Origin of the sequence: Iodidimonas sp. MBR-22, from assembly GCF_029946565.1 — a bacterium.
GTDB classification, from domain to species: Bacteria; Pseudomonadota; Alphaproteobacteria; order Sphingomonadales; family Rhodothalassiaceae; genus Iodidimonas; species Iodidimonas nitroreducens.
On sequence record NZ_JARKVQ010000004.1, the window covers coordinates 68,521 to 94,570 of the forward strand.

At 56.5% G+C, this 26,050-nt stretch carries 25 protein-coding genes and 1 tRNA gene; 7 read left to right on the plus strand and 19 right to left on the minus strand.

Going from position 1 to position 26,050, the window contains the following annotated elements:
* Positions 1-11: 11 nt before the first annotated feature.
* The 4 genes from edd to zwf all read right to left on the minus strand — a co-directional run bounded on the left by edd (position 12) and on the right by zwf (position 4,738).
* Positions 12-1,823 (minus strand): phosphogluconate dehydratase, encoded by a 1,812-nt coding sequence (gene edd / locus QK300_RS04550; RefSeq protein WP_281300577.1) that lies wholly within the window; start codon positions 1,821-1,823, stop codon positions 12-14.
* A 12-nt stretch (positions 1,824-1,835) separates the two neighbouring features.
* Positions 1,836-2,366, minus strand: coding sequence for a hypothetical protein (locus tag QK300_RS04555; protein WP_281300576.1), 531 nt, complete (start codon positions 2,364-2,366; stop codon positions 1,836-1,838).
* Between the two features lie 175 nt (positions 2,367-2,541).
* Positions 2,542-3,255: a 6-phosphogluconolactonase gene (gene pgl / locus QK300_RS04560; protein WP_281300575.1), complete on the minus strand. Its 714-nt coding sequence runs from the start codon at positions 3,253-3,255 to the stop codon at positions 2,542-2,544.
* On the minus strand, positions 3,248-4,738 hold the full coding sequence (zwf, locus tag QK300_RS04565) for a glucose-6-phosphate dehydrogenase (protein WP_281300574.1): 1,491 nt from the start codon (positions 4,736-4,738) through the stop codon (positions 3,248-3,250). Before zwf ends, pgl begins: the two co-directional genes overlap by 8 nt.
* Before the next feature lie 338 nt (positions 4,739-5,076).
* On the opposite strand from zwf, the gene QK300_RS04570 reads away from it, so the two are divergent.
* Positions 5,077-6,666 carry a sodium:solute symporter gene (locus QK300_RS04570; protein ID WP_281300573.1) on the plus strand — a complete coding sequence of 530 codons (1,590 nt, stop codon included), beginning with the start codon at positions 5,077-5,079 and terminating at the stop codon, positions 6,664-6,666.
* 2 nt (positions 6,667-6,668) lie between these two features.
* Here the strand turns inward: QK300_RS04570 and QK300_RS04575 are convergent, their stop codons facing one another.
* The 3 genes from QK300_RS04575 to QK300_RS04585 form a co-directional block, all read right to left on the minus strand.
* Positions 6,669-7,709: a LacI family DNA-binding transcriptional regulator gene (locus QK300_RS04575; RefSeq protein WP_281300572.1), complete on the minus strand. Its 1,041-nt coding sequence runs from the start codon at positions 7,707-7,709 to the stop codon at positions 6,669-6,671.
* Between the two features lie 103 nt (positions 7,710-7,812).
* Positions 7,813-8,628: a methyltransferase domain-containing protein gene (locus QK300_RS04580; RefSeq protein WP_281300571.1), complete on the minus strand. Its 816-nt coding sequence runs from the start codon at positions 8,626-8,628 to the stop codon at positions 7,813-7,815.
* Positions 8,629-8,778: 150 nt separating this feature from the next.
* Positions 8,779-9,441: a glutathione S-transferase N-terminal domain-containing protein gene (locus QK300_RS04585; protein WP_042082652.1), complete on the minus strand. Its 663-nt coding sequence runs from the start codon at positions 9,439-9,441 to the stop codon at positions 8,779-8,781.
* 134 nt (positions 9,442-9,575) lie between these two features.
* Here QK300_RS04585 and QK300_RS04590 point away from each other — a divergent pair, with 134 nt between their 5' ends.
* Positions 9,576-10,592: a DMT family transporter gene (locus tag QK300_RS04590; protein ID WP_281300570.1), complete on the plus strand. Its 1,017-nt coding sequence runs from the start codon at positions 9,576-9,578 to the stop codon at positions 10,590-10,592.
* 50 nt (positions 10,593-10,642) lie between these two features.
* On the opposite strand, the gene QK300_RS04595 is transcribed toward QK300_RS04590, so the two are convergent.
* From QK300_RS04595 to folE, 4 genes are all read right to left on the minus strand, one after another.
* Positions 10,643-12,880, minus strand: coding sequence for a prolyl oligopeptidase family serine peptidase (locus QK300_RS04595; RefSeq protein ID WP_281300569.1), 2,238 nt, complete (start codon positions 12,878-12,880; stop codon positions 10,643-10,645).
* A 76-nt stretch (positions 12,881-12,956) separates the two neighbouring features.
* A complete protein-coding gene (gloB, locus tag QK300_RS04600; protein WP_281300568.1) occupies positions 12,957-13,733 on the minus strand; it encodes a hydroxyacylglutathione hydrolase in 777 nt (258 codons plus the stop codon).
* A 10-nt stretch (positions 13,734-13,743) separates the two neighbouring features.
* Positions 13,744-14,181 carry a phosphoribosyl-AMP cyclohydrolase gene (gene hisI / locus QK300_RS04605; RefSeq protein WP_281300567.1) on the minus strand — a complete coding sequence of 146 codons (438 nt, stop codon included), beginning with the start codon at positions 14,179-14,181 and terminating at the stop codon, positions 13,744-13,746.
* 18 nt (positions 14,182-14,199) lie between these two features.
* Entirely contained in the window at positions 14,200-14,781 is a 582-nt protein-coding gene (gene folE, locus QK300_RS04610; protein ID WP_348651824.1) for a GTP cyclohydrolase I FolE, read from the minus strand.
* Positions 14,782-15,036: 255 nt separating this feature from the next.
* Between folE and QK300_RS04615 the strand changes: the two genes are divergently transcribed.
* A complete protein-coding gene (locus QK300_RS04615) occupies positions 15,037-15,504 on the plus strand; it encodes an iron-sulfur cluster assembly scaffold protein (RefSeq protein WP_281300565.1) in 468 nt (155 codons plus the stop codon).
* Here the strand turns inward: QK300_RS04615 and QK300_RS04620 are convergent.
* From QK300_RS04620 to QK300_RS04635, 4 genes are all read right to left on the minus strand, one after another.
* Complete coding sequence (locus tag QK300_RS04620) at positions 15,501-15,698, minus strand: hypothetical protein (RefSeq protein WP_042082662.1); 198 nt, start codon at positions 15,696-15,698, stop codon at positions 15,501-15,503. The two genes, QK300_RS04615 and QK300_RS04620, sit on opposite strands and share 4 nt — an antisense overlap.
* Before the next feature lie 163 nt (positions 15,699-15,861).
* On the minus strand, positions 15,862-16,335 hold the full coding sequence (locus QK300_RS04625) for a GAF domain-containing protein (protein WP_281300564.1): 474 nt from the start codon (positions 16,333-16,335) through the stop codon (positions 15,862-15,864).
* Between the two features lie 33 nt (positions 16,336-16,368).
* A tRNA-Ile gene (locus tag QK300_RS04630) sits at positions 16,369-16,445 on the minus strand.
* 108 nt (positions 16,446-16,553) lie between these two features.
* Complete coding sequence (locus QK300_RS04635; protein ID WP_281300563.1) at positions 16,554-17,624, minus strand: class I SAM-dependent methyltransferase; 1,071 nt, start codon at positions 17,622-17,624, stop codon at positions 16,554-16,556.
* Positions 17,625-17,841: 217 nt separating this feature from the next.
* Between QK300_RS04635 and QK300_RS04640 the strand changes: the two genes are divergently transcribed.
* Positions 17,842-20,526, plus strand: a complete 2,685-nt coding sequence (locus QK300_RS04640; protein ID WP_281300562.1) for a M14 family metallopeptidase — start codon at positions 17,842-17,844, stop codon at positions 20,524-20,526.
* A 51-nt stretch (positions 20,527-20,577) separates the two neighbouring features.
* Here QK300_RS04640 and QK300_RS04645 read toward each other — a convergent pair whose 3' ends face one another.
* A complete protein-coding gene (locus QK300_RS04645) occupies positions 20,578-22,152 on the minus strand; it encodes a long-chain-fatty-acid--CoA ligase (protein WP_281300561.1) in 1,575 nt (524 codons plus the stop codon).
* A gap of 91 nt (positions 22,153-22,243) precedes the next feature.
* Between QK300_RS04645 and QK300_RS04650 the strand changes: the two genes are divergently transcribed.
* On the plus strand, positions 22,244-22,606 hold the full coding sequence (locus QK300_RS04650; protein ID WP_281300560.1) for a DUF952 domain-containing protein: 363 nt from the start codon (positions 22,244-22,246) through the stop codon (positions 22,604-22,606).
* A complete protein-coding gene (locus QK300_RS04655; protein ID WP_281300559.1) occupies positions 22,603-23,715 on the plus strand; it encodes a quinone-dependent dihydroorotate dehydrogenase in 1,113 nt (370 codons plus the stop codon). Before QK300_RS04650 ends, QK300_RS04655 begins: the two co-directional genes overlap by 4 nt.
* Positions 23,716-23,730: 15 nt before the next feature.
* On the opposite strand, the gene QK300_RS04660 is transcribed toward QK300_RS04655, so the two are convergent.
* From QK300_RS04660 to QK300_RS04670, 3 genes are all read right to left on the minus strand, one after another.
* Positions 23,731-24,087 (minus strand): DUF962 domain-containing protein, encoded by a 357-nt coding sequence (locus QK300_RS04660; protein WP_281300558.1) that lies wholly within the window; start codon positions 24,085-24,087, stop codon positions 23,731-23,733.
* 79 nt (positions 24,088-24,166) lie between these two features.
* Positions 24,167-24,619: a YcgN family cysteine cluster protein gene (locus tag QK300_RS04665; RefSeq protein WP_281300557.1), complete on the minus strand. Its 453-nt coding sequence runs from the start codon at positions 24,617-24,619 to the stop codon at positions 24,167-24,169.
* Positions 24,619-25,254, minus strand: coding sequence for an SCO family protein (locus tag QK300_RS04670; protein WP_281300556.1), 636 nt, complete (start codon positions 25,252-25,254; stop codon positions 24,619-24,621). The genes QK300_RS04665 and QK300_RS04670 overlap by 1 nt, the downstream gene beginning before the upstream one ends.
* A 225-nt stretch (positions 25,255-25,479) precedes the next feature.
* Between QK300_RS04670 and QK300_RS04675 the strand changes: the two genes are divergently transcribed.
* Positions 25,480-26,043 carry an ankyrin repeat domain-containing protein gene (locus QK300_RS04675; protein ID WP_281300555.1) on the plus strand — a complete coding sequence of 188 codons (564 nt, stop codon included), beginning with the start codon at positions 25,480-25,482 and terminating at the stop codon, positions 26,041-26,043.
* Positions 26,044-26,050: the final 7 nt, after the last annotated feature.

A 26,050-nucleotide genomic window follows, 5' to 3' on the forward strand; every position in this document is an offset into this window, starting at 1 on the left:
ATTGATCGCGATCAGGATAAGATGAAGGATGCGCCTTCTTCGGCGGTGTTGACGGCATGACGTGCCGCGCCGAAAAGATCACGGCCCATGCCAAATCGATTGCCCGTAAGATCGGGCCGGGTGATCGGGCGGGCCAGCAATTCGGCCTCGCTGATCTCCACATCAAGGCGACCGGCTTCGGCATCCAGATTGATGATATCGCCATCCCGGATCCGGGCGATGGGCCCTTCATCCAGCGCTTCGGGGGTGAGATGAATGGCGGCCGGAACCTTGCCCGAAGCCCCCGACATGCGCCCATCAGTGATCAGCGCCACTTTATAGCCCCGCTCCTGCAAAAGCCCCAGAACCGGGGTCATTTTATGCAATTCCGGCATCCCATTGGCGCGTGGCCCCTGATAGCGCACCACGGCTACGAAATCGCGCTCCAATTCGCCGCGTTTGAAGGCCTCGCCCAGTTCATTTTGATGATGAAACACCCGGGCCGGGGCCTTCACGGCGCGATGTTCGGGTGCCACAGCCGACACCTTGATCACACTGCGCCCCAGATTGCCCTGCACCAGAACCAGCCCGCCAGTGGCGCTGAAGGGATTATCCACGCCGCGCAACACATCAGGGTCGCCACTTTTGAGGGGGGCCGGTTTGAACACCAGCTTATCGCCATCCAGCATCGGTTCACAGGCATGTTGAGAAAGCGGAACCCCATGGATGGTTTCGATATCGCCATGCAAAAGCCCGGCATCCACCAGTTCCCGAATCAAAAAGCCGATCCCCCCGGCAGCATGGAAATGATTCACATCCGCCGAGCCATTGGGATAAATCCGGGTGAGCAAGGGCACCACGGCAGACAGATCGGCAAAATCGGTCCAGTTGAGCTCGATCCCCGCCGCCCGGGCAATCGCCACCAGATGCAAAGTGTGATTGGTGGAGCCGCCGGTGGCCATCAGCCCCACAATGGCATTGACGATGGCCCGTTCATCAATCACCCGCCCCAAGGGCGTATAGGCATTGCCCAAAGCGGTGATCGCCGCCGCCCGCCGCGCTGTTTGGGCGGTGAGGGCATCGCGCAATTTGGTATTGGGATGGATGAAGGCCGATCCGGGCAGATGCACGCCCATCATTTCCATCATCATCTGATTGGAATTGGCGGTGCCATAAAAGGTGCAGGTGCCGGGGCTGTGATAGGATTGCGATTCGGCTTCCAGCAGATCGTCGCGGGTGGCTTTGCCCTCGGCATAAAGACCGCGAATGCGCGATTTTTCATTATTGGGCAGGCCCGAAGGCATCGGCCCCCCCGGCACGAAAATGGTGGGGAGATGCCCAAAGCTCAGGGCTCCGATCATCAGGCCGGGCACGATCTTGTCGCAAATCCCCAGCGCCAAAACGCTATCAAACATATTATGCGACAAGGCAATGGCCGTGGCCTGGGCAATGATATCGCGCGAAAACAGCGAGAGTTCCATGCCATCCTGACCTTGGGTGACACCATCGCACATGGCGGGCACGCCGCCCGCAAATTGCGCCGTTGCCCCCACTTCGCGGGCTGCCAGCTTGATCAGATTGGGAAAGCGCTGATAGGGCTGATGCGCCGAGAGCATATCATTATAGGATGAGACAATAGCGATATTGGGGCTTTTATCTGCCTTCAGGGCGGGCTTGTCATCTTCTGCGGCGGCAAAGCCATGGGCCAGATTGCCGCATGATAAGGTGCCGCGATTGGGGCCCTGCTGGCGCGCTGCTTCGATCCGTTCGAGATAATCGGTGCGGCGATCAAGGCTGCGTTCGCGAATACGGGTCGTTACCTCTTGTAATGTATCATGCACCATCTCTCTCCTTCATCACTGTTTTACGATCGAAGCGCGGCAGGAAATACCGCCTTCAAGGCACATTTCCGGCTGCACCGGCGAATAAATGCCATAAGCCTTGGGCAAGGGGCGCGTGCCATCCGGCTCGAAGCCGAAATTCACATAAATCTGCGCCAGACTCATGCCCAGAAATCCGCCGCCCATCATCACCGCCAGATCGGCGCGCTCCACCAGGCTTTGCCGGATATCGGGTTGATAAGCCTTATCCCCGGTGATTGTCAGATGCTCGGCAAAGGCGCTCTTGGCGGTCCAGCCGGTTTCATGATCCAAAGATAATCCCAAAAAGCCCAGCAGATCGCCCTTCTTGCCATTGGCCAAAGGCACCAGAGCCCAATCGGCGGGAGCCTGTGCCGCTTCACTTTCCGGCACAGTGCGGCGCGGGGTGATGGTAATTTGCAAAGGCGGAAACACCAGCGGCCATTGGGCTTCCGGTAAAGGCTCAAGCACCCTTTTAGGCTCGGCTTCGGGCACAGATGCGCTTTGCGCCAAAGCCAAAGATGCCATGAAACAGGCCAAGAGGATCGAACCCCAGCATACAGGCGAGGCCGCCCATTTCTGCCAGATCCATAGCTGTTTCAACGGCATCACCTGCATTAAACCTGTCAAAAGAGCCTCCCCCCAAAGCCGGGGCAGCCGCACGGTCGCGGTCTGCTGCCTTGTCGCCACTCATTATAAGCCCTCAAGGCGCCCAATGCACCTCAACAGGCACGCGGTTTTGTTGCAAAATGGCGCGGATGGGCATGGCAGCCCGATCATCACCCGCCAGTGCCCGCTCATAGGTGGCACGCTTATCATCCCCATTGATCATCAAAAGGATGAGGTGGCTGCTCAATAAAGCCGACACGGTTAAAGACATGCGATCATAGGGCGCATCCTTGGGCAGCGTTCCGGGGGTGATGGCCCGAACGCGGGCCGTGCCTTCCGGATCAAGGGCTGCGGAAAGCGCGGCAGAGCCGGGGAAAAGCGACGCCGTGTGCCCATCATTCCCCATCCCCAAGAGCACTAAAGCCGCAGGCCAGGGAAAAGCCCGCAGGCGATCTTCGATCAAAGCTTCCCCGTCTTTGGCTTGGGGGTCATCGGTCACAAGGCTGATGAAGCGCGCATTTTGCGCTGCATTGTGCAAAAGATCGGCCCGCACCAGCCGTTCATTGCTGGCTTCATGATCGGGGGGCACCCAGCGATCATCGGCAAGGGTGAGGGTGATCTTCTCCCACGCGACCCTCTGATCCTTCAGGGCGGCAAAGAGCGGCTTGGGGGTGCCGCCTCCCGAAAGGATCAGGCCCGCCGCATCATGGATTTCCAGCGCCTCGGCCATGCGCATCGCCACCCGGCCCGCCAAAGCCTGGCCCATGCTGGCGCGATCTTCATAAGCCGTGAAAAGGGGTTCAATCATGCCAGCTATGTCCATAGCGTTCGGTGAGCGCCACAGAGGCCGATGGCCCCCAGCTTCCGGCGGCATAGGGCTTGGGCTTTTGCCCCAATTCCCGCCAGCCTTCGGCGATCTGATCCACCCATTTCCAGGCCGCTTCGGTTTCATCGCGGCGCACGAACAAGGTGCTGTTGGCATTCATAACATCGAGCAACAACCGTTCATAAGCGATCCGCCGCCGCCGCAAACGAACCTCATCCGACATCGACAGATCAAGGGAGACTTCCTGCAATTTCATGCCATCGCGGCCGAGCCCGGGCACTTTATTCATCATCAAAAGCTTGATCGTTTCTTCGGGCTGCAAGCGAATGATCAGCTTATTGGATTGTAAAGTGAGATTGCTGTCTTCAGGGAAGATGGAATGGGGCACATCCTTGAACTGAATGAAAATCTCGCTATAGCGATAAGGAAGCCGCTTGCCCGTGCGCAGATAGAAAGGCACCCCCCGCCAGCGCCAATTATCGATATCGGCGCGCAGAGATATAAAGGTTTCGGTGGTGCTTTCGCCCTCGCCCTCCTCGAAATAGCCGGGTACGGCTTTGCCATCCACAGCGCCTGCGGTATATTGGCCGCAAACGGTTTTGAGCGCATTTTCATGCTTGCCGATCGGCCGCAAAGACCGCAAAACCTTCAGCTTTTCATCGCGCACGGCATCGGCATCAAGGGAAGTGGGCGGCTCCATCGCCACCAGACACAAAAGCTGCAACAGATGATTTTGCAGCATATCGCGCAGGGCGCCCGAGTCGTTATAATAAGACCAGCGACCCTCGACCCCCACGGTTTCTGAAACGGTGATCTGCACCTGTTCAATGCCTTGGGCATTCCACAAAGGTTCGAGCAGGGAATTGGCAAACCGCAAAGCAATCAGATTTTGCACCGTTTCCTTGCCCAGATAATGATCGATGCGATAAATCCGGCTTTCCGGGAAAACCGCCCCCACCGCATCATTCACCGCCCTGCACGATGTCAGATCATGGCCGATGGGCTTTTCCAAAACCACCCGGCTTTGGGGCCCGGCCAGATCATGTGCTTTTAATTGGGCGCACAGATCGCCATAAAAGCGCGGCGCGGTTGAGAAATAAAAGACCGCTTCGCTGCCATCCCTGATGCGCAAGGCAGCGGCCAGAGCCTCAAAACCGCTGCCATCGGTGGCATCCACCGACTTATAATCGACCTTTTGGGCAAAACGATCCCAAACATCGGCATCATAATATTTTTTGGGAATATGGCTTTTCAGGCGCTTATGCACCTCATCCAAAAAGGCATCGCGGCTCAGATCGCCCCGCGCTGCGCCAATGATCCTTGCATCATCAGCAAGATAGCCATCGGCTTCTAAAAAATAAAGAGAGGGAAAAAGCATCCGCATGGCCAGATCGCCGGTGCCGCCAAAAATGATCAGATCCGTGGGGCGGCCAGTGCCGGAACGGGATGTGCTATCAGCCTGCATAAATCTATCCTGCATTCGTCTCAGGGTTTTGGATCAACGGATCAGCGAAGATCATTGTCGCCAGAAAAGGCATTTAAGGGATTTTCAGCCATAAAAGAAGCGTTTGCAGCTTGCTTATGACATAAAATCTCTGATATGTGTATTACAATCGATTGCAAAATCAAGCACAGTCTTGTGAAGGCCTGTCTGACGGTGCCCGATCTGCACCCGCTGCAAAAATCTTGCGAAGAATGCAAAAGAATGACTGGAAAGTCAGGGTGCAGTGCCTGTAGCGTTTTGTAAGAGGCTTGAAAGTCGACCTGTTGCCGCTTTGGCCCATTGCCACTTTGGGGAGTGTTATGGAACTGGGTATCTCACTTCATCCGATCGATATCGGATTGTTGGTTGCATATTTCGTGATCGCCATTTCCCTTGGGATCTGGTTTGGACGTAAGCATGAAACCGCCAGTGATTTTTTTCTGGCGGGTCGCGGTATGCTCTGGCCGGTGATCGGGCTTTCGCTGTTTGCCTCGAATATTTCCAGCACCACCCTCGTCGGCCTTGCCGGATCGGCTTATTCCACCGGCATATCGGTGTTTAATTATGAATGGATGGCGGCGGTCGTTCTGGTGGTTTTTGCCGTGTTTTTCCTGCCGGCCATTTTGCGCTCGCAGGTCTATACGATGCCGGAATTTCTTTCAAAACGCTTTGATAACCGGGCGCGCACCTATTTCTCGTTGCTCACTTTGTTTTTGAATATCGTCGTCGATACGGCGGGGGGGCTGTTTGCCGGGGCGCTTTTATTGCAGATGATGTTTCCCCAGCTCGATATCTGGACCACGGTCACGGTTCTGGCTGTGGCGGCGGGGATTTATACCATTGCCGGGGGTTTGGCGGCGGTGATGCTCACCGATGCCATCCAAGCGGTGTTGCTGGTCTTCGGGTCTGTTTTGATCACCATTTTCGCCCTTGATCAGGTGGGGGGATGGTCGGCGGTGCTGGCGGCGGTTCCCGCGGAAAAGCTCAGCCTTATCCGCCCGATCGGCGATCCCGGCGTGCCCTGGCCGGGGCTGATTACGGGGGTGTTTTTATTGGGCTTTTATTTCTGGTGCACCAATCAGTTCATGGTGCAAAGGCTGCTGGCAGCAAAAAACATCCATCATGGCCGCTGGGGGGCCTTGTTTGCCGGTTTGTTAAAGCTCCCGGTTTTGTTCATCATGGTCATTCCCGGCACCATTGCCATCCTGCTCTATCCCGATCTGGAGGATCCCAATCTGGTTTATCCCACCATGCTGGTCGATCTTTTGCCGGTCGGGATTCTGGGATTGGTTCTGGCGGGGTTCGTGGCCGCCCTGATGAGCCAGATCGACAGCACGCTCAATTCCGCATCAACCCTTGTGGTGATGGATTTCGTGCGCCGCATTCGCCCCGATCTCAATAGCCACCAATTGATGCGGGCCGGGCAGATTTCCACCTTTATTTTCATGATATTGGCGGTTTTATGGGCACCCCAGATCGCCCGCTTTCAATCGATTTTTGAATATCTGCAAGCGGTTCTGGCCTATACCGTGCCGCCGATTGTGGCGATGTTTGTGTTCGGGGTTTTGTGGAAACGGGCAAATGCCTCGGGGGGTTTTGCATCGCTGGTCGTCGGCGGGCTGGCGGGGGCTGCATTTTTCATCATCAATGAAGTTGTGCTCGATGCCCCGGCCATCGGCTTTCTTTATGTGGCCCCGATCCTGTTTGTGCTCTCGAGCATCGTTTTAGTGATCGGCAGCCTTTTGACCCCGGCTCCGGCTTTGGAGAAAACCGAAGGTTTGATGTGGACTCCGGCCACATGGCATGAAGAATCCGCTGATCTGGCGAGCTTGCCATGGTGGCAGAATTATCGCGTTCTTTCAGTGGGCCTGCTGGCCATCACGGCGGTGATCGTGATCAGCTTCTGGTAGGATCAGGGCTTGGCACCGCAAGAACCGCGCACCACCAGTTCGGGGGTCAGCATCACCGGGGCGGTGGCTTCGCCAGCGATTTTCGCCATCATCAGATCCACCAGAAAACGCCCCCCCTGCACGATATGCTGGCGAATGGTGGTGATCGGCGGATTATACCATGTGGCAAGGGCGATATCGTCAAACCCGATGATCGAAAGATCGCGCGGCACATGGATGCCCTGTTCCTGCAGGGTTTTGATCGCCGCCATCGCCAGCACATCGCTGGCCGCAACGATGCCATCCGGGGCCAGCCCGGACCGGGTCATATCGGCAATCACCCGATGGGCATCTTCGCGGGTGAAGCGGCTATCCAGCACCAGTTGGGGATCGGCTTCGAGGCCAGCGGCTTCAAGCGCCGCCAGATAACCCTGATAGCGCAAATCCACCTCGGGCCAATCGCGATGCCCCATGAAGGCAATATGGCGGCGGCCCTGATCAATGAGATGTTTGGTCGCCATCATGCCGCCCGCCAGATTATCGCAGCCCACCGTGGTATAGCGCTGATCGACAAGCCGCCCGCCCCAAACCACCATGGGCGCCCCGCTATCGGCCATCCTGTTCAGGGTTTGATGCTGGGTGGATTGGCCGATGATGATGGTGCCATCGGCGCGGCCATTATCCAAAGCCATGGCCGACCATTTGGGATTGGTGGCATCGGCGCGGCTGAGCAGCAGATCAAAACCCCGGGCATTCAATGCATCGGCGATGGCCCCCAGCAATTCCATGAAAAACGGATCGGAAATCGGCTGTTGCTGAATGGCATCGATCGGGATGACAACGGCAATGGTGCCGGTGCGCTTCAAGCGAAAATTACGCGCCTGTTCATTCACCACATAATGATTTTGCCGGGCGATCTTGCGGATGCGATCCTTGGTTTTGGCATTGACCAGCGGGCTATCGGCCAAAGCCCGCGAGACCGTGGATTCCGAAACCCCGGCAAGCCGGGCAATATCCGCCATATTCAGGCTATCGGATCGGGACAGATTCTTGAGGGACGTCATCGGGGGGTATCCTGATACAGAAAGCGGGTCACGGGAAGTGCCGTCACCCGCCGGACGCGCAAAAGGCATGACCTCCAAAAAGCGGCGGCCATGCCTTTTGTCCTCAGTTTTTCGGCTTGATGAATTTCAAGGTCATGCGATCTGTTTCGCCAATGGCCATATTGCGGCGGCGTTCTTCATCGCTGTTCACGCGCAAAACCGGCGGCAGTCCCCACACCCCGATGTCATAATCCTTGGTATCTTTGGGATTGGCATTGATCTCGCTTTGCGCTTCCAATACAAAGCCCGCCGCCTCGATGGCCTCGATCACAAAGCTCTGCTTTAAATAACCGCGCCGATCAGCAGGGGTATTGGGGCTGTCTTCATCCTCGCGATGCTGCACTACACCCAAAACACCACCCGGCTTCAAAACCGTATAAAATTCGGCTAGGGCTTTATCGAGCACATCGGAATAAACCCAGCCATGAAGGCTGCGAAAAGCCAGAATGGCATCCACGCTGTTATCGGCGGCGAAATTGTCCTCGGTCAGCATGAAACGGGCAAAGGCCTTGTCGCCAAATAATTTGCCCTTAGAAGCGATATAGCCATCGCGCCAGGCATGAGTGCGCGCCCGGCGATCGGCATTATCATAAAGATGCGGCGGCAGATTAAGGGCGATATAGGTGCCTTCGTCCCGCACCAGATCCCCCAGAATTTCCGTATACCAGCCGGGTAAAGGCTCGGCCACCGTCATGCTGGGGGTGATGCCGAAGAATACAAGGGTTTCAATGGGGTGACGATCCTGATCCCGAGCCTTTTGCTCATCGGTGCGATAGGGATTTTCCATCACCGCCTTTTCGATGGCCTGTTGTTCTTGAGCAACGGCGGGAAGAGTGGCGGCTAAAAGCAGCCCGCTCAGCATAAGGGGTATGAGGCGCATGGTTTTTTCTCCTCCTTGGGGGGGGCCGGTGGCTGGCCTTGACATTGGCTTCTATTCTTTGTGGATCAAGCTACCCAAGCCGGGACGCCACCGCAAGGAAAAGGGGATCAGGCCCAGATGATTGACCCAAAATCGGCGACTTTTATAGCCTCAACGCTGGAGCATCGATTGCGCCGCCTTCACTGCCGCTTCATCATCCAGATTGCGTGGCGGCACCATGACCCCTTTTTCCGCCGCCGGACGGCTGGCAATGCGCTCTGACCAGGCTTTCAGATGCGGCAGGCTATCAATTTCCAGCCCGCACCAGGCATGGCTGCGCACCCAGCACCAATTGGCGATATCGGCGATGGAATAATCATCCACCAGATAATCGCGGCCTTCCAAAGCCTTATCCAAAACACTGTATAAACGCATGGTTTCATTCTGATAGCGGGCAATCACCGATGGGATTTTTTCGGGGAAATAGCGGGTAAATACATTCGCCTGCCCCTGCATCGGACCAAGCCCCCCCATTTGAAACATCAGCCACTGAATGACCTGAGATCGCTTTTTGCTGTCGGTCGGCAAAAGCTTGCCGGATTTTTCCGCCAGATACAGCATGATCGCGCCGGATTCAAAAACCGCGAAATCATCATTATCGCGATCAACAATAGCAGGGATTCGGCCATTGGGATTGATCTTCAAAAACCAATCTTCCTTTTGTTCGGCCTTCATCAGATCAATGGCATGAAGCTGATAATCAATCCCCATTTCTTCCAAAGTCACAGAGACCTTATAGCCATTGGGCGTGGGGGCGGTATAAAGATCGATCATGAAACAAGCCTTTCATTTGACGCTGATGTCGCTTCAACATAAGAGACAGCAGGAGCCTGTGCATCGCATATTCACGTTTTTGTGATCACAAGATCCGCCACCTGGAATGTCCGGTATCCCACAGGTTCTTGTGCATGATTGATAAAGCGCTTTCAAAGCCAGCCTCCCGCGCTTTTGCCGCCCTGCTTTTGGGGGCGGTTGGGATTGGTTTTGCGCCGATTTTCGTCCGTCTTTCGGATGTGGGGCCGGTTTCCAGCGCCTTTTGGCGGATTGCGCTTTCTATCCCGCTTTTGATGCTGTGGCTGGCTTTGCGGCATATGCGCCGCCGCCCCTCAAAGCCCCCTTCAGCGTTGCCTTCAGCGGTTCTTGATCCTGCTGTGGACGCCATTGGCGACTTGAAAGCACAGGGCCACAAGCTTTTGACACGCCATCGCGGGCTTTTGATCCTGTGTGGCCTGTTTTTCGCTGCCGATCTGGGGCTATGGCATTGGTCGATCACCCTCACATCCGTTGCCAATGCCACCTTGCTGGCCAATCTGAACCCGGTTTTTGTCGCCCTGTTCAGCTTTGTTTTGTTCAAGGAACGCTTCAGTGGCCTGTTTTTGCTGGGCCTTGTGGCGGCGATGGCGGGGGCGATCATCCTGATGGGGGCGAGCCTGCGCTTTTCCCCCGAACGGCTTTTGGGCGATGGCCTGGGGGTGGCCACGGCCTTGATGTATGCGGGTTATTTCATGACCGCATCCCGCCTGCGGGCGCATATCGGCGCTGTGGAGGTGTTGTTGTGGACCGCCATCGTTACCGCCCTTGCTCTTTTGCCGGTGGCCTATGGCAGCGGGGAAACTCTGTGGCCCGAAACCCCCCAAGGCTGGCTCATTTTATGGGGATTGGCGGTGATCTGCCAGATCATGGGCCAAGGGCTGATCATTTATGCGCTGGCGCATCTGCCCGCCGCCTTTTCCGCCCTCAGCCTTTTATTGCAGCCGGTGGTGGCCAGCCTGGCCGCCTGGCTTTTATTTGCCGAATCCATGGGCGGACGCGAATTGATCGGGGCCTTGATGGTGCTTTTGGGCATTGGGTTGGCACGGCTTTCGACCCTGCGCGCCGGAAAAGCCGGATCTTTACCATTGGCGCCAAAAGATAAGGGCGCCTGATCCATTGGATCGGCGCCCCCATCCGGCACGAGATGCGACCTCAAAGCCGATCAGGCATCTTTTTTCAGTTCCTGCAGAAACCAGATAAGGATCAGGGCATCGCGCATGGCCCGCTGCTTTAAATTGGCGGCCCCGGCATGGCCCCCTTCGATATTTTCATAATAAAGCACATTATGGCCCTGTTCGATCATTTTGGCGGCCATTTTGCGGGCATGGCCGGGATGCACCCGATCATCGCGGGTGGAGGTGGTGAAGAAAACCGGCGGATAATCGGCTTCGGCCTTCACATTCTGATAAGGCGAATAGGTCTCGATCCAGGCGCGTTCTTCCGCGATATCGGGATCGCCATATTCACCGATCCATGACGCACCGGCCAAAAGAGTGTGATAGCGCAGCATATCCAAAAGCGGCACGGCCGAAACCACAGCGCCAAATAATTCGGGATTGCGCACCATGGTCGCCCCGGTCAGCAGCCCACCATTCGATCCCCCAAAAATACCCAGATGGGCAGGGCTGGTCAGGCCCGATTGCACCAGATCGCGGGCAATGGCGGCAAAATCCTCATAGGCACGGGGGCGGTTTTCATTCAAGGCCGCCTTGTGCCAGCGCGGGCCGAATTCACCGCCACCCCGAATATTGGCCACGGCATAGGCCCCACCCTGCTTGAGCCATTCAATCGCCAAAGGCGACAGATAAGACGGGGTGAGCGAGATTTCAAAACCGCCATAGCCATAAAGGATGGTGGGGCTGCTGCCATCCATGGGGGCATTTTTATGGGCGATCAGGAAATAAGGAATTTCGGTGCCATCGTCGCTGATGGCGAAATGCTGGTTCACCTGATAATCAGCACTATCAAAGCGGGCAGGCATCGCATTGATCACTTTGGCCGCAGTGCCTTCCACCAGAAACAGGCTATCGGGTTCGAGAAAGCGTTCAAAATTGATCAGGAGCTGGCGATTGAAATGGCCCGACGAGACCACCGACAAACTGCCGGTTTCGGGCAGGGCCACCGGGCTTTGGACCCAGCCATTATCATCATGCTGTGCCTTGATCAGGCGTCCGCGCACCTGATCAAGCATCGAGATATAAACCGCATCCCGGCTGATCGCGATCGTTTCGATGGCCCGGCTTTCGGTGGGGGCGGCCAGAATTTCAAGGCCGCTCAGATCATCGGCCAAAAGCTGATCAAGGGGCAGCGACACCGCCGCACCCGCCGGCGCGCTTTGCCCGCCCGCATCCCATGCACTGCGCAAAAGGGCGATAATCCGGCCCTTATACAATCCTTGGAAATTCACATCATCGGGCAAAGGCAGGGCTTTCAGCGTGCCATCCGCATTCACATGATAAAGGGTTTGATGGAAAAAATCGGGGGCACGTGAGATGAAGGTTTCAACCCCTTCCGGGCGATGGATCACCAACGGAAAGGTGAAAGCATCGGTTTCTTCGCTGGTGAAAATCGTGGGGGCATCGGCCAGATCGGTTCCGCGTTCCCAGATGCGGATGGTGCGGGCATAGCCCGATGTATTTTTCGAGCCGCCATCAAGGGGGCTGGCGATCAGCAGCCGATTGGCATCGATCCAATCAATATTCTGCTTTTCTTCTTCCAGAAAAAAGCCACCATCCACAAAAACCCCGCGTTCGATATCGAATTCCCGCATCACCACGGCATCAGCACCGCCACGGGATAAATTGATCATGCAGCGATTAAAATCGGGGGCAAGGCAATCAGACCCTTTCCACACCCAATTCTGATCTTCGGCTTTGGCCAAAGCATCCAGATCAAGAATGGTTTCCCATTCGAGATTGTTGCTTTGATAATTCTCAAGGCTGGTGCGCCGCCAGATGCCCCGCACATGGTTACCATCCTGCCAGAAATTGCGCACTTCATTACCAACGATCCGGCCATAGGGGATGCGATCGGATGCGGTGAGCAGCTTTTCGGCAGCCGCCCGGATCGGCTCATAGCGGGGATCATCGGTGAGGCGCGCCAGCGATGTTTCATTTTGGCCACGCACCCATTCTAGGGCGTCATCACCCTCAACGGTTTCCAGCCACAGATAGGGATCATCGGTGGCGGCGATCTGATCCTGATCCCGGCTGTTTTGTGATGTCTGCTCAGGCACGTTTTGCTGATCCTGTTGGGTTTGCTGGGGGCCGCTATCGCAGGCGGCAAGGCCGAAAGCGATGAGAACCGCTAAGCCCATTGATCGTGTGCGGCCGGAAAAGGGCGGATGCCAGTGTCCATATCCGGCTGGCGTTTGGCGGCGTTCGATGATGCGTATCCCCATGGTTTTATCCCTGTGCTTTTGTTGCGATGGCTATAATGATGCAATCAGGCGATTAAAGCGCCCTTTTCGCGCGATCTCAAAAGGAATCCTTGGCCTTGCGGATGGCACCGAAAATTTCGGCGTCACTGGCGGCTTCCATCCCAAGACGCGCCCGGATTTCCGGGCTGTGGGGCCGAAGAAAGGGATTGGTGGCCCGCTCGATGCCGATATTGGAGGGCACGGTGGGCTGGCCTTCAAGGCGCAGGGCCTTCACCTCGTTCATCCGGGTGTGCAGGGCCCTGTTCCCCGGTTCTATCGTGAGGGCAAAGCGGCCATTGGCTTCGGTATATTCATGGGCGCAGCACATCAGGGTTTCATCGGGCAGGGCGGCCAATTTCGACAGGGATTGCCACATCTGCGCGGCGGTGCCTTCAAATAATCGCCCGCAGCCCAGCGAAAACAGCGTATCGCCGCAAAACAGCGCCTTTTCTTTGGGGAAATGATAGGCCACATGGCCAAGGGTGTGGCCGGGCAATGCAATCACCTCGCCCCGAGCCTGGCCGATATGCACGCTTTCACCCTCGCGCACCCATTCATCCGCATGGGGGATGCGATGGCGTTCGGCATCGGGGGCGATCACCCGCGCCTGATAACGATCCTTCAGGTCTTTTGTCGCCCCGATATGATCGGCATGATGATGGGTGAGCAAAATAACATCGGGCGTCCATCCCCGTTTTTCCAAGGCCTTGATCACCGGAGCCGCCCAACCGGGATCAACCACCGCCACATGGCCGCTTTGGTTTTCGCGCAGCAGATACACATAATTGGCCAAGGGCTGTTCGATGAACACAAGCTCGATTGTCAATTCGGCCATCCTCGCTCCCTTATGTTTTTGTGATATGGGGTGTTGTTACAAGCTCGAAACCACCGTCGGCCGCAGGGATGGCCCGGCGATAAAAGCAGCTTTCATGGCCCACATGGCAGCAACCATCCCCATGCTGGTGTACCTCTAACCAGATGCAATCCTGATCGCAATCCACCCGCAATTCCACAACATCCTGGATTTGCCCCGATGTTTCGCCTTTTTTCCAAAGGGATTGCCGGGATCGGCTGAAATAATGCGCGATCCCGGTTTCAAGGGTAAGCTTCAGAGCTTCGGCATTCATATAGGCCATCATCAGGGCCTTGCCGGTTTTATGATCCGTGGCAATGGCGGGGATCAGGCCATTATGATCAAAGCGCGGGCAAAGCACCGGGCCGGTTTCAAGGGCCGTGGCATCATCTGGCGGCGGTGGGAAATAAGAGACGGATTTTTCTGTCATGCCGCATTATTGCAAAATTCAAACCGCCTTGGCCAGCGCCATAAAGCGGGTGGCCAGATGCGCATCTTTGGTGAAAAGCCCGGTCATGCGCTGGGTATGGGTTAAAACACCCGCCTTATGCACGCCCCGGCTGGCCATGCAGAAATGTTCCGCCGAGAGCCAAACCGCCACCCCGCGCGGGGCAAGCGCCTGTTCAATGGCGTTGGCAATCTGCGCGGTCATGCGTTCCTGTACTTGCAGGCGTTTGGCAAAAACATCGACCACGCGGGCAATTTTCGACAGGCCCACCACCCGATCAGAGGGCAGATAAGCCACATGGGCCACGCCGATGATCGGCTCCAGATGATGTTCGCAGCGGCTTTCAAAACGAATACCCTGCAAAAGCACCATATCATCATAGCCCTCCACCTCATCAAAGGTGCGGGCAAGAATTTCGTGGGGATCAAGATCATAGCCCCGGCCATGCTCAAGCAAAGCATCCACCACCCGGCGCGGCGTATCCAAAAGGCCCGAACGCTGGGGATTTTCGCCCATGAAAGCGAGCAGGGTCTCGACCGCCTGCATCGCTGCCTCACGGTCGGGCCGCTGTTTGCCATTCAGCGCATCCGTTGCCTTTTTTCCATAGTCGACCGGTTTTGAATCATAGGGCGTGTGCAGGGTCGTCCCGTCTCGATTGCCCGATGCCAGCCTGATCAGTTCATCCACGCCTTGCCCCTTTTCGCCAATTTTTTCGCTATCCTGCCGAGATTTTGCCCCGGACAGAGGATCAGGTTTCACCAAAACCAAGAATACGCAGGCAAGGCCGCATTGGATTGCGCAGCATCCCCTTTAACAGAGGCTATAGAGTGCGATGTGATGAGACTTGGATTTTATCAGGCGGCAGCTTATCTGTGGGGCATGAACACTCTTTACAGCACCGATATCCTGCGTTTGGCGACGCAAATTCCCTTTACCGAGCGTTTGCCGACGCCCGATGTCAGTGTTGTGCGCACCAGCCGCATCTGTGGGTCGCGGGTCAGTCTTGATGCCTGTTTTGAAGGGGATCAGATCGCCCGGCTCGGGCTTGATGTACGGGCCTGTGCCCTTGGTCAGGCGTCTTCGGCCCTGGTGGCCCCCTTGCTGATCGGCCGAAGCCGGGATGAGATCGCCCGGGCGGCTGCCGAATTTTCTCAGATGCTCACCCAGAATGGTGAGGCCCCCGCCCCGCCCTTTGATCGGCTTACTTTGTTGGAACCGGTGCGGGCCCATAAGGCCCGCCATGCCTCGGTCATGCTGATATTCGATGCGGCTTTGGCGGCTTTCGATGCCCGGGCCTCTATCTAGCGCTTAGGCGGATAGATCGGATCGATCAGACAGGCGCGCGGCCCGCTCAGGGCAATGCCGGTAAAAATGGCCCGGGTCAGCCGAGAATAAAGCACCCTATCGCATTGGGCATCGCCGCGCACAGCCGTGGCCTGAAAAAGGGTTTCATAAATGCGAATGGATCGCGCAAGATCTTCGGATGTAATCGCCGCCATGATAAAATATTCCCACTGAAATAACGCGCCCCCCAGCGCGACTGTCTGTGGCGATCTATCATCACAAATTCGTGATAATCAAGATTAATTTTCTGTAAATTACATCTTTAAAGAGATTATTCTAGGTTTTTAACACACAAATCATCTTTAAAGGGTAAATAACTCATTGGGCAAAAGTTTGCATAATGATCTGCTCCAGCCATCTCTGGTCGGTCTCATCAAAATTCCCAAGCTGCTCGGAATCGACATCGAAAACGGCAATCAGCCTGTGTTCGGCATCAAAAACCGGGACGACGATTTCCGATCTCGATCTTTGGTCGCAGGCAATATGCCCCGGAAAAGCATCCACATCGGCAACGATCTGCGTGCGCTCTTCGCTGGCTGCCCGGCCACACACCCCTTTACCGAAAGGGATTCGCAAACAGCCCAAACTGCCCTGATAAGGGCCAACCACCAGTTCGAGTGGCTTTTTGGGATCCACCATATAAAACCCGGTCCAGAAATAGCTTTCAAAGCCATATGCCAAAAGGCACGACACCGTGGCCATGCGGGTGATGAGATTGTCCTCATGTTCGAGAACGGATGCAATCTGCGCCGCAATCTCATGATAGCGGCGGTTTTTTTCGTCCTGCGTCATGAACGGCTCCGTTTGCGGGGCTATGGGGGAAGATGGTGGGCCCGGCAGGACTCGAACCTGCGACCAAACCGTTATGAGCGGTTCGCTCTAACCAACTGAGCTACAGGCCCCCAAATGTGCGAAAGGACCAAACAGGCGTCCCACATTCTGGCTCTAGATAGCAATGCCTGATCCCCGCGCCAAGAGCGATCTTGCAACAGCCTGATGCTTTCTGGCCTTCACCGTTTTTGAAAAACCATGATCTTGGTCAGAAACGCGGTGATGTGATCGATCTGAACAAGGCCATGGGCGGCAGCCAGCGCGCCGAGATCGGTTTTCAGATAGCTTTCATAATAAGGCTCGTGAAAGCGCGTGGGAAAGCGGGCCAGCAGCCCATCAAAGGCGGGTTGATCGCCATATTGCAAAGAATCCGCCAGCACGAACAACCCGCCGGGCTTTAAAACACGGGCGATCTCGGCCATCACCGCTTGGCGAATTTTGGGGGGCAATTCATGAAACAGATAAACCGCGCTTAACCCATCGAACCGCGCCGGTTCAAAGGGCATGGCTTCCGCAAAACCGGCATGAAGGCGGGCCGATGGCACGGCTTTTTGCAAAACCGCACCATAAGCGGGCGATGGCTCCAAAGCATTGAGCCGGGCATGGGGCAGGATCTGGCGCAGGGCTTTCAAAAATCGGCCGGTGCCGCTGCCGATATCCAAAAGCCGGGGCCGGGGGGTGATCTGCGGCTCGCGCCTTGATCCGAAATGTTTTTTAAAGGGCACCAGCGCCTGCCGGCGCATGGCATCGGCGGTGCCGCTGAACAAAACCTCGACCTGATGATCATAAAGCCGGGCACTGTCATCGGTGAGCCAACCGCCGCTTTGATAATGGAAATTCTGCAGATAATAGCGCGGATAGCGATCATCGGGGCTGACCTGCTTTTGCACATCGCTATGGCCATGCTGCCGGCGTCTTTTTGTAACGCTGGGCAGATCGGCAAAATAGCTGCGCAAAACGCCAAATGTTGTAAAGGGATTGTCGTCGATCAGCTTGGGCGACGGATAATAACCGGCGTCGATATTCGCCAGATCCTGCCGCACCAGATCGCGCATCGCCGCCCGGATCGCGGCTTTGGATGGCAGATCGGGGGCATCGCGATCCCTGCCATCAGACCCCATGGACGGGTGATGATCGGTTTCATCATCGGCGCCCGCCAATTTTCGGGTCATCATATATTGGCTGGCAAAAAAGCCCATGCGGGCCGATTGTCCAACAAGATAGCGGGCTTTTTGCAGACGGGTGATCATGGGGCTATTCTGCGCAAAAACCGGCCTTTCGGCAATATGGGATGCACAGCAAAGGGCGGTTGGCGACTATCTGACGCGGATGGACCCATCGCACCCCTTGCACTTCGTGGCAAAGCCGTGAATGTTATGCGGGATAAGGGGGGGCGCATCCATTGAGAGCACCCTGATCTGTGAAGCCGGGATATGTAAAGCCGGATTGAAAAAGAAAGGGTGTTTCATGCTGCGTGGTTGGCTAAGCGTGCTGCTGCTTTTGGGGCTTTTGATAGGCTCGGCCCGTGCCGATGGGGTGTTTACCGCCTGGCCCGATACCCGGTTCGATCCGGCCATTCCAAGCTTTGAAGCGGTTCTGGGCTATGAACCGGGCAGCCGCATCACCCGCCCCGATGAGGCCCTGCGCTATCTTGAGGCTTTAGAGGCCGCCGCCCCTGATCGCATGAAAATCATCGATTATGGCACCACATGGCAGGGCCGCCGCCTGGTTTATGCGATCATCGGCACGCCGCAAACCATTGCCAATCTCGATGCGATCAAGGCCGATATCAAGGCGTTGAGCGATCCCCGCAGCCTGCCAAAAGCCGATGCCGATGCCATCATCGAGCGCCTGCCGGGCACGGTGTGGTTATCTTATGGCGTGCATGGCAATGAAATCTCATCCACCGAAGCCGCCCTGCTCACGGCATGGCATGTTTTGGCCGGACAATCGGCACAGCTTGAAAATATTCGCAACAATACCGTGCTGTTCATCGATCCCATGCAAAATCCCGATGGTCGGGCGCGGTTTTTAGCGGCCTATGAGCAGGCTTTGGGATTAGAGCCCCAGGGCGACCGGATTTCAGCAGAACATGATCTGGGCTGGCCCGGCGGGCGCACCAATCATTATCTGTTTGATCTCAATCGCGATTGGTTTCGCATCAGCCAGCCCGAAACCAAGGGCCGGGTGCCCGCACTTTTGGAATGGCTGCCGCTGGTGATGGTGGATGCCCATGAAATGGGGGGCGACAGCACCTATTTCTTTGCTCCCGAAGCCGTGCCCTATAATCCCCATCTCACCGCCAGCCAAAAACAGAACCTGCATCTGTTTGGGGAAAATCACGCGCGGCATTTCGATCGCTTTGGCATTTCTTATTTCACCCGCGAGATATTCGATGCCTTTTATCCCGGCTATGGGGCAAGCTGGCCCAGCTATTATGGCGGGATTGCCATGACCTATGAACAGGCGAGCAGCCGGGGGCTGGTTTACCGCCGATATGATGGCAAGGATCTGAGCTATGCCGAAACCATCCGCAATCATCTCATCACGTCTCTTTCCACGGCCGAAGTGGTGGCCGATAACCGCCGCAAGCTTTACAGCGATTTTTACAATTATCGCAGTTCAGCCATCGAAGAGGGCCGCAAAGGGGATGTGAAAAGCTGGCTGATCCCCACCCAAAGCGATCAGGCGGGTGCCGATGAACTGGCGCGTCTCTTGGCGTTTCAGGGGATCGAGGTGGCGCGGGCGTCCGCCTCTTTCCGGGCCTGTGGCGTGGATTATAAAGCCGGTGCCTATGTCATCGATATGGCCCAGCCGGAAAAACGCCGGATCAGTGTTTTGATGAACCGGCAGGTGCCGATGGCGGCGGATTTCATTGCCGATCAGGAAGCCCGCCGGGCGCGCAATCTTCCCGATGAGATTTATGATACCACCGCATGGTCCCTGCCCTTGATGTTTAATCTGGAAGCCACAGCCTGTGCCGATAAGCCCCGGGTGGAAACCATCGCGGTGGCGGGTGATACGCCGCATCAGGGCAGACTTGAAAACCCCGATGCCACGGTGGCGTTCCTTGCCCCTTGGGGTGAAGCATCAGCAGCCCGGCTTTTGAGTGCTGCCCTGCGCCATGGGCTGAAGGTGAAAAGCAGCGATGAGCCTTTCACGCTTCTCGACAAGCGCTATCCCTCGGGCACGCTGATTTTTGAAATTGGCGAGAATGATCCCGGGCTCAACACGAAACTGGCCGCACTGGTCGAAACAACCGGCGCGCGGATCGTGGGAGTGAATACGAGCTGGGTCACCGATGGCCCCAGCTTTGGATCAAACAAGGTTTTGCCGCATCTGCCCATCCGCATTGCCATGGCCTGGGATGAGCCAACCAACAGCTATAATGCCGGAAACAGCCGTTTCATCATCGAACGACGCTATGGCTATCCGGTCACACCCATTCGCACTGATCGTTTGAAATCAGCGGATCTGCGCCATTATGATGTGCTGATCCTGCCCGATAGCCGGGGCCGCTATCAAAGCCATCTGGGCGATAGCGGGGCCAAAAACCTGAAAGATTGGGTGCAGGATGGCGGGTTGATCATCGGTTTGGGATCGGCAACCGATTGGCTGGCTGATCCCAAAGTGGATCTGTTGTCGATCCGCAAGGAAAAAGAAGCCCAGCCCGAAGGCCTGCCCGATTATCCCAAAGCGAAAGAGGATGAAAGCACGGTGGCAGGTGTGGTGATCAAGGACCGCGAGGCTTATGATGCCCTCACCCATGCCCGGGATCGTGCCCCCGATCAGATCCCCGGGGCCATTGTTCGCGCCTTTGTGGATGAAACGCATTGGCTGGCCGCCGGTTTGAAACCCACAGTTTATACCCTTGTCACCGGGCGCGGCATCTATACCCCCGTGGCCATCGGCGAAGGGGTGAATGTGGTGCGCTTTGCCGGACCTGAAGAGCTGGTGGCCAGCGGGCTTTTATGGCAGGAAAGCCGCGATCAACTGGCCTATAAGCCCTTGATGGTGAATGAGCCGGAGGGCCGGGGGCAGGTCATTGCCATCACGCAGGAAAGCACCACAAGAGCCTATCAGGATGGCCTTGATCTGCTGTTGATCAATGCCATTTTCCGGGGCGCCCAACATGCAAGGCCGCCGCGCTGAGACCATGAAACAGGGGGCGGCTCCCGGGTCGCCCCCGGCTCTAAAGCGTGATCAATTCACCTGCCGATCCTGTTGATCCCAATAAGGGGCGCGCAGATCGCGTTTTAAAATCTTGCCCGATGCATTGCGCGGCAAAGCATCGATGAAATCGACAGAGCGCGGGCATTTAAAGCCCGCGATCCGGGCGCGGGCAAAGGCGATCACATCTTCGGCCTCAAGGCTTGGGTCATTGGGCACGACAATGGCTTTCACCGCCTCACCCCATTGGGGGGAGGGAACGCCGATCACCGCCACATCGCGAATGCCGGGATGGGCAAAAAGGCAGCTTTCCACCTCGGCGGGATAGATATTTTCCCCGCCCGAGATGATCATATCCTTTATGCGATCATGGATATAGAGATAGCCATCTTCATCAAGCAGCCCGGCATCGCCGGTATGAAACCAGCCATCGGAAAGCACCGCTTGGGTGGCATCGGGCCGTTTCCAATAGCCGCGCATCACCGTATCGGTTTTGATCAGCACCTCCCCCACCTGATGGGGCGGCAGGCTTTGGCCGATTTCATCAATGATTTTGATCCGGGCCCAGGGAAAAGGCTTGCCTGCTGATCGCATGCGCGGGTTATCGCCGCTGGGATCATGATCGGCAGGCGGCAAATAGGTGGCTGAACCGCTGATTTCGGTCATCCCATAAAGCTGGATGAAATCGGTCCTGAAAAGATCGACGGCGTGGCGCAAGAGATCGAGCGGAATGGGCGAGGCGCCATAATAAATCGCAACAAGGCTTTGATAATCTGTGGTTTTCGCCCGGGGATGCTGGACCATCGCCATCAGCATGGCCGGAACGAAAATGGCATGGCTGATTTTTTCGCGCTCGATATCGTCAAAGATGCGATCCATATCAAAATCGCGATGCACCACGAGGGTCGCCCCCACATAAAGCCCGATCATCGCCCACACATTTCCGGTCAGGTGAAAAACCGGAGCCTGCACCAATTGCACTTCATCGCCGGTCCAGCGATGCCATTCCCGGGCATCGATCAGATCATCCATCTGGCGGGGCAAAAGCACGCCCTTATGGGTGATTTCCGCTCCCTTGGGATGGCCGGTGGTGCCCGATGTGTACATCTGATAGAGCACCGCATCGTCATCCACAGCAATTTGGGGGTCGCTTGTGGGATGAGGGTGGTAAAAGGCCATGAGGCCGCTTTCATCCCCGGCCCCGATCAGAATGGTGGGGCAAGGCTGGTTATCAGCTTGATCATCGGCTTCCAAAAGCGGCGGCATATCGCGATCACAAAACAGCAGACGGCTTTCGCTATCGATCAGGATATAGCGGGCTTCCGCCGGGCTTAACCGCCAATTGATCCCCACCAGCACAGCACCGATCTTGGCGGCGGCAAAAACCAGCGCAAAATAATCGGCACTGTTTTTCCCGAAATGGGCGATCCGCTGCCCCGGCTTTATGCCTGCCGCCAGAAGGGCCTGAGCCATCTGGTTGGATCGGGCGTCAAGGCTTTGATAATCGACCCGCTCGCCCTGGAAAATCAGCGCCGTTTTATGGGGATGGAGGCGGCCATGATGGCGCACGATATCGCCAATCGTTTCTATGCCTTCGATCCTCGCCATGCCGATCTCCCCCAAGCAATCTTGAACCTATGATCCTTAAAGGATAAAGAGCAAAGGATGATGTGCAAAGCCACAAACGCGGGGGATGGCCATGATGATCTATAAAATTCTCACCGCACGGGATTGGCAGGCATGTGCCGATCAGGGCTATTTTGATGGCTCGGCAGTGGATCTGGCGGATGGCTATATCCATTTTTCAACCGCCAAACAGCTGGCGGAAACGCTGGCGCGCCATTATGCGGGCGCGCCCAATCTGGTGCTTTTGGCGGTGAACCCGGATCGCCTTGATGCCGCCCATTTACGTTGGGAAGAAGCGCGTGGCGGCCAGCTTTTCCCCCATCTTTATGACCGGCTCGAACTGGCGGCGGTTGAAAATACGATGCCTTTGTCATTGGATGCAAAGGGCCGGCATATCCTGCCCGCAGATCTGGAAAATGGTAATCCAAAGCCATGAGCCTTTTTTGGGGCCTGTTGCAAGCCGGGCTGTTTCAGCTTGATCCGGAACGGGCACACCGGCTTTCCATCAGGCTGCTGAAGGCCGTGCCCACGCCAATATTGGCTAAAATCGCAGGGCAGGGGCAAAAACGCGGACCCGATGACGATCTCTCTCTTGCCATCGATTTTGATCGGATCGGCCTCCATTTCAAAAACCCCGTGGGCCTTGCCGCCGGATATGACAAGGATGCCGAAGCGGTTCCCGCCCTTTCGGCTTTGGGCTTTGGCTTTGTTGAATGTGGCTCGCTCACCCCGCGCCCACAGGCGGGCAATCCGCGCCCCCGGCTTTTTCGTTTGGCCAAAGATCGCGCCGTGATCAATCGCATGGGTTTTAATAATCAGGGCCATGAAGCGGCTTTGGCGCGGATAGTAAACGCCAAACGCCAAAAGATCGCACCCTTGGGGATCAATCTGGGGGCAAACAAGGATAGCCCCGACCGGATCGGTGATTATGAAACCGGGATCAGACTTTTTGGCGGGGTAGCGGATTATTTCGCAGTGAATATTTCCTCGCCCAATACCCCGGGCCTGCGCGATCTGCAACAAGGCGACGCCCTGCCCGCCCTGCTGGCGCGGCTTGTGGCGGCGCGCGATCTTTATGCCCGCCCCAATGGCCGCCCGCCGGTGCCGATATTCCTGAAGATCGCCCCCGATCTTTCGCCCGATGCGCGCCCCATGATCGGCCAAATCGCTTGCGAAAGCGGGATCGAAGGGCTGATCATTTCCAATACCACCATCACCCGCCCATCCGCATTAAAGGATGCGGCAAAAGATGAGGCAGGCGGGCTATCGGGTGCGCCATTGAAAGATTTATCGGCCGAAATTCTGGCGGATTTTTATCGGCTGAGCGGGGGCAGGCTGATCCTGATCGGTGTGGGGGGCATAGCCTCGGGGGCCGATGCCTATGCCCGCATCCGCGCAGGGGCAAGCCTTGTGGCCCTTTATACTGCCCTTGTTTATGAAGGGCCGGGCCTTGTGAACCGCATCAAGGCCGATCTGGCCGCCTGTTTGAAACGCGATGGTTTTGCCTCAGTCCGCGAGGCCATCGGGGCCGACCATCATCACTGAGGCCATCGGGGCCGATCACCGCTGATGTGCGGGGGCCTTGCCGCGCGCCACGCCGGCCTTATCGAGCCATGGCCCCAGCCGCCCGGTGAGCCAAAGCCACGTCATCACATAATCGGATATCAAGGACCAGCCGGGATATTGAAAGGTGGCGGGGCGGTTTTTTTCGATGAAAAAATGGGCAAACCATGCCAAGCCATAGCCCGCCAAAGGCATCAAAAGAACCAGCCATAAAGGCCCAATGAAAAGGCCATAAAAAAGCACGGTCAAAGAGGCAAAGGCCGCCGCATAATGGAGGGCCCGGGTGAGGGGCCTCGCATGTTCGCGCAGATAAAACAAAAAGAACGCGCCATAGCTTTCGATCCGCTCGCTCATCTGCTCTCTCCTGATCAACCGGGCATCAGCTTAACAAAACAGGATGGAGAAGGCGACCCACCTGATTGCGTGGGCGCTTTCAGGGTTCGCCCTCGATGATATGATCTTCCAGATCGCCCGCTTTTCGCTCATCGATCAGCCAGCGATGGCGCATGGATTTCCGGGCTTCATGAATGGATTCGGGATCGCCGGATACCAAAGGATGCCAATCGGGCAGATCGCGCCCTTCATGAACAAGGCGATAGCCGCAGCTTTTGGGTAGCCATTTGAAATCGGCGATCTGTTCGGGCTTCAAAACGGTGCAATCGGGCACCCACCGGGTGCGGCTGGCATAGCGGGTGCAGCGCATGGAGTGATGATCGAGCAAGCGACACGCCACATTGGTATAATAAATCTCGCCGCTTTCGGCATCTTCCAGCTTGTGCAGGCAGCATTTACCGCAGCCATCGCATAAAGATTCCCATTGATCTCGCGTCATCTCATTGAATGGCACGCTTTTCCAGAAAGGGGGATCGGCGGGATCGTTTTTCATCAGGATGCGGTGGCCGACAGGGTTGGCAATAAGGGGGCGAGGGTGGCGGCGATCTCATCGGCACTTTCGCGCGATGAGAAGAAATCCATGAATTGATTGTTTTGATCCATCAACAGGATCATCGAAGCATGATCCACCAGATATTGATCGCTGTCCACGTCCCCGCTTTTCACCGAATAGATGCGATAGGCATCTTTAGCTATTTGCACCTGTTCCGGGGTGCCGGTCAGCCCGATGAGCCGGGGGTGGAACATCGTCACATATTGGGCCATTTGGGCCACCGTATCGCGCTCGGGATCCACGCTGATGAACAAAGGCTGGATGGGATCGAGATCAAGGCCCCTCGCCTCCAACACATCAAGGGCGCGGGTCATTTTCGCCAATTCGGTGGGGCAAACATCGGGGCAATAGCTATAGCCGAAATAGATCAGCAGATAGCGGCCGCGAAAATCCTCGTCAGTCACCGGCTCGCCCTGGTGCGAAACCAGAGCAAACGGCCCGCCGATGGGCACCGAACCGTCAGCTACAGGGCTTTTCGAGGCGCGATCCGGGGAATCGGGCGCGGCCATCAACAAAAGTCCGAGAGCACCAAGACAAACGATCAGCGCTGCGATAAGAATACGAAGCAGTGTCATGGAATAGCGTCCTTCGGCTCAGTGTCTGGGGGTTTTCGCCCTGATCCTGTCGGGTTTAATCTTGGGGCTTGGCTTCATGATGTTATACAAGGGCCGGGGCTTGCTGTCGATGTGACGATCTGACCATAGCCGATCCAGATCTTTCGGGAGAGTAATGCAATGCACGAGATGAGATCAAACCGGATAGCCCCGCTATCATGGGCAAGGCGCGAGGATGCCGTAAAAATGAAGTGGACAAGAAAGCCGGCGATCGGGCTGTTTTTGTTCATGCTGGCCGCGATCCTTGGCAGCATCCCCGCAGCGGCGCAATTTTCGGCGGCCTATGAACTGATCAAGGCGGTCGAAGACAAGGATTATGGGGAAATGCGCACCCAGATGCTGAAATGCCGCTGCCCCAATGTGCGCAATGTGGATGATATTCCGGTGCTGGTGATGGCGGCCCGCAATTCTGATAGCAAAATCATCGAATACCTGCTGGAAATGGGGGCCAATCCCGATGCCGCAGATCGCCATAACCGTAGCACGGCGCTGATGGAATTGGCCCGCCGGGGAAATCTCGATGGGGTGCAGATGCTGATCCAAAAAGGGGCCGATCTCAATGCTGGCAATAGCACCGGGCAAACGGCTCTGATGCTGGCAGCCCAATCCCGCAATGGGCGGGTGGTCAGCGCTCTCCTCGAAGCCGGAGCCGACCCCGATATGCCCGATTATCAGGGGCAAACGGTTTTCGATATTGCCCGCAATAATCGCTATCGAGATATTGAACGCCTGCTGGAAACCGCTGGCTGATCGGCCC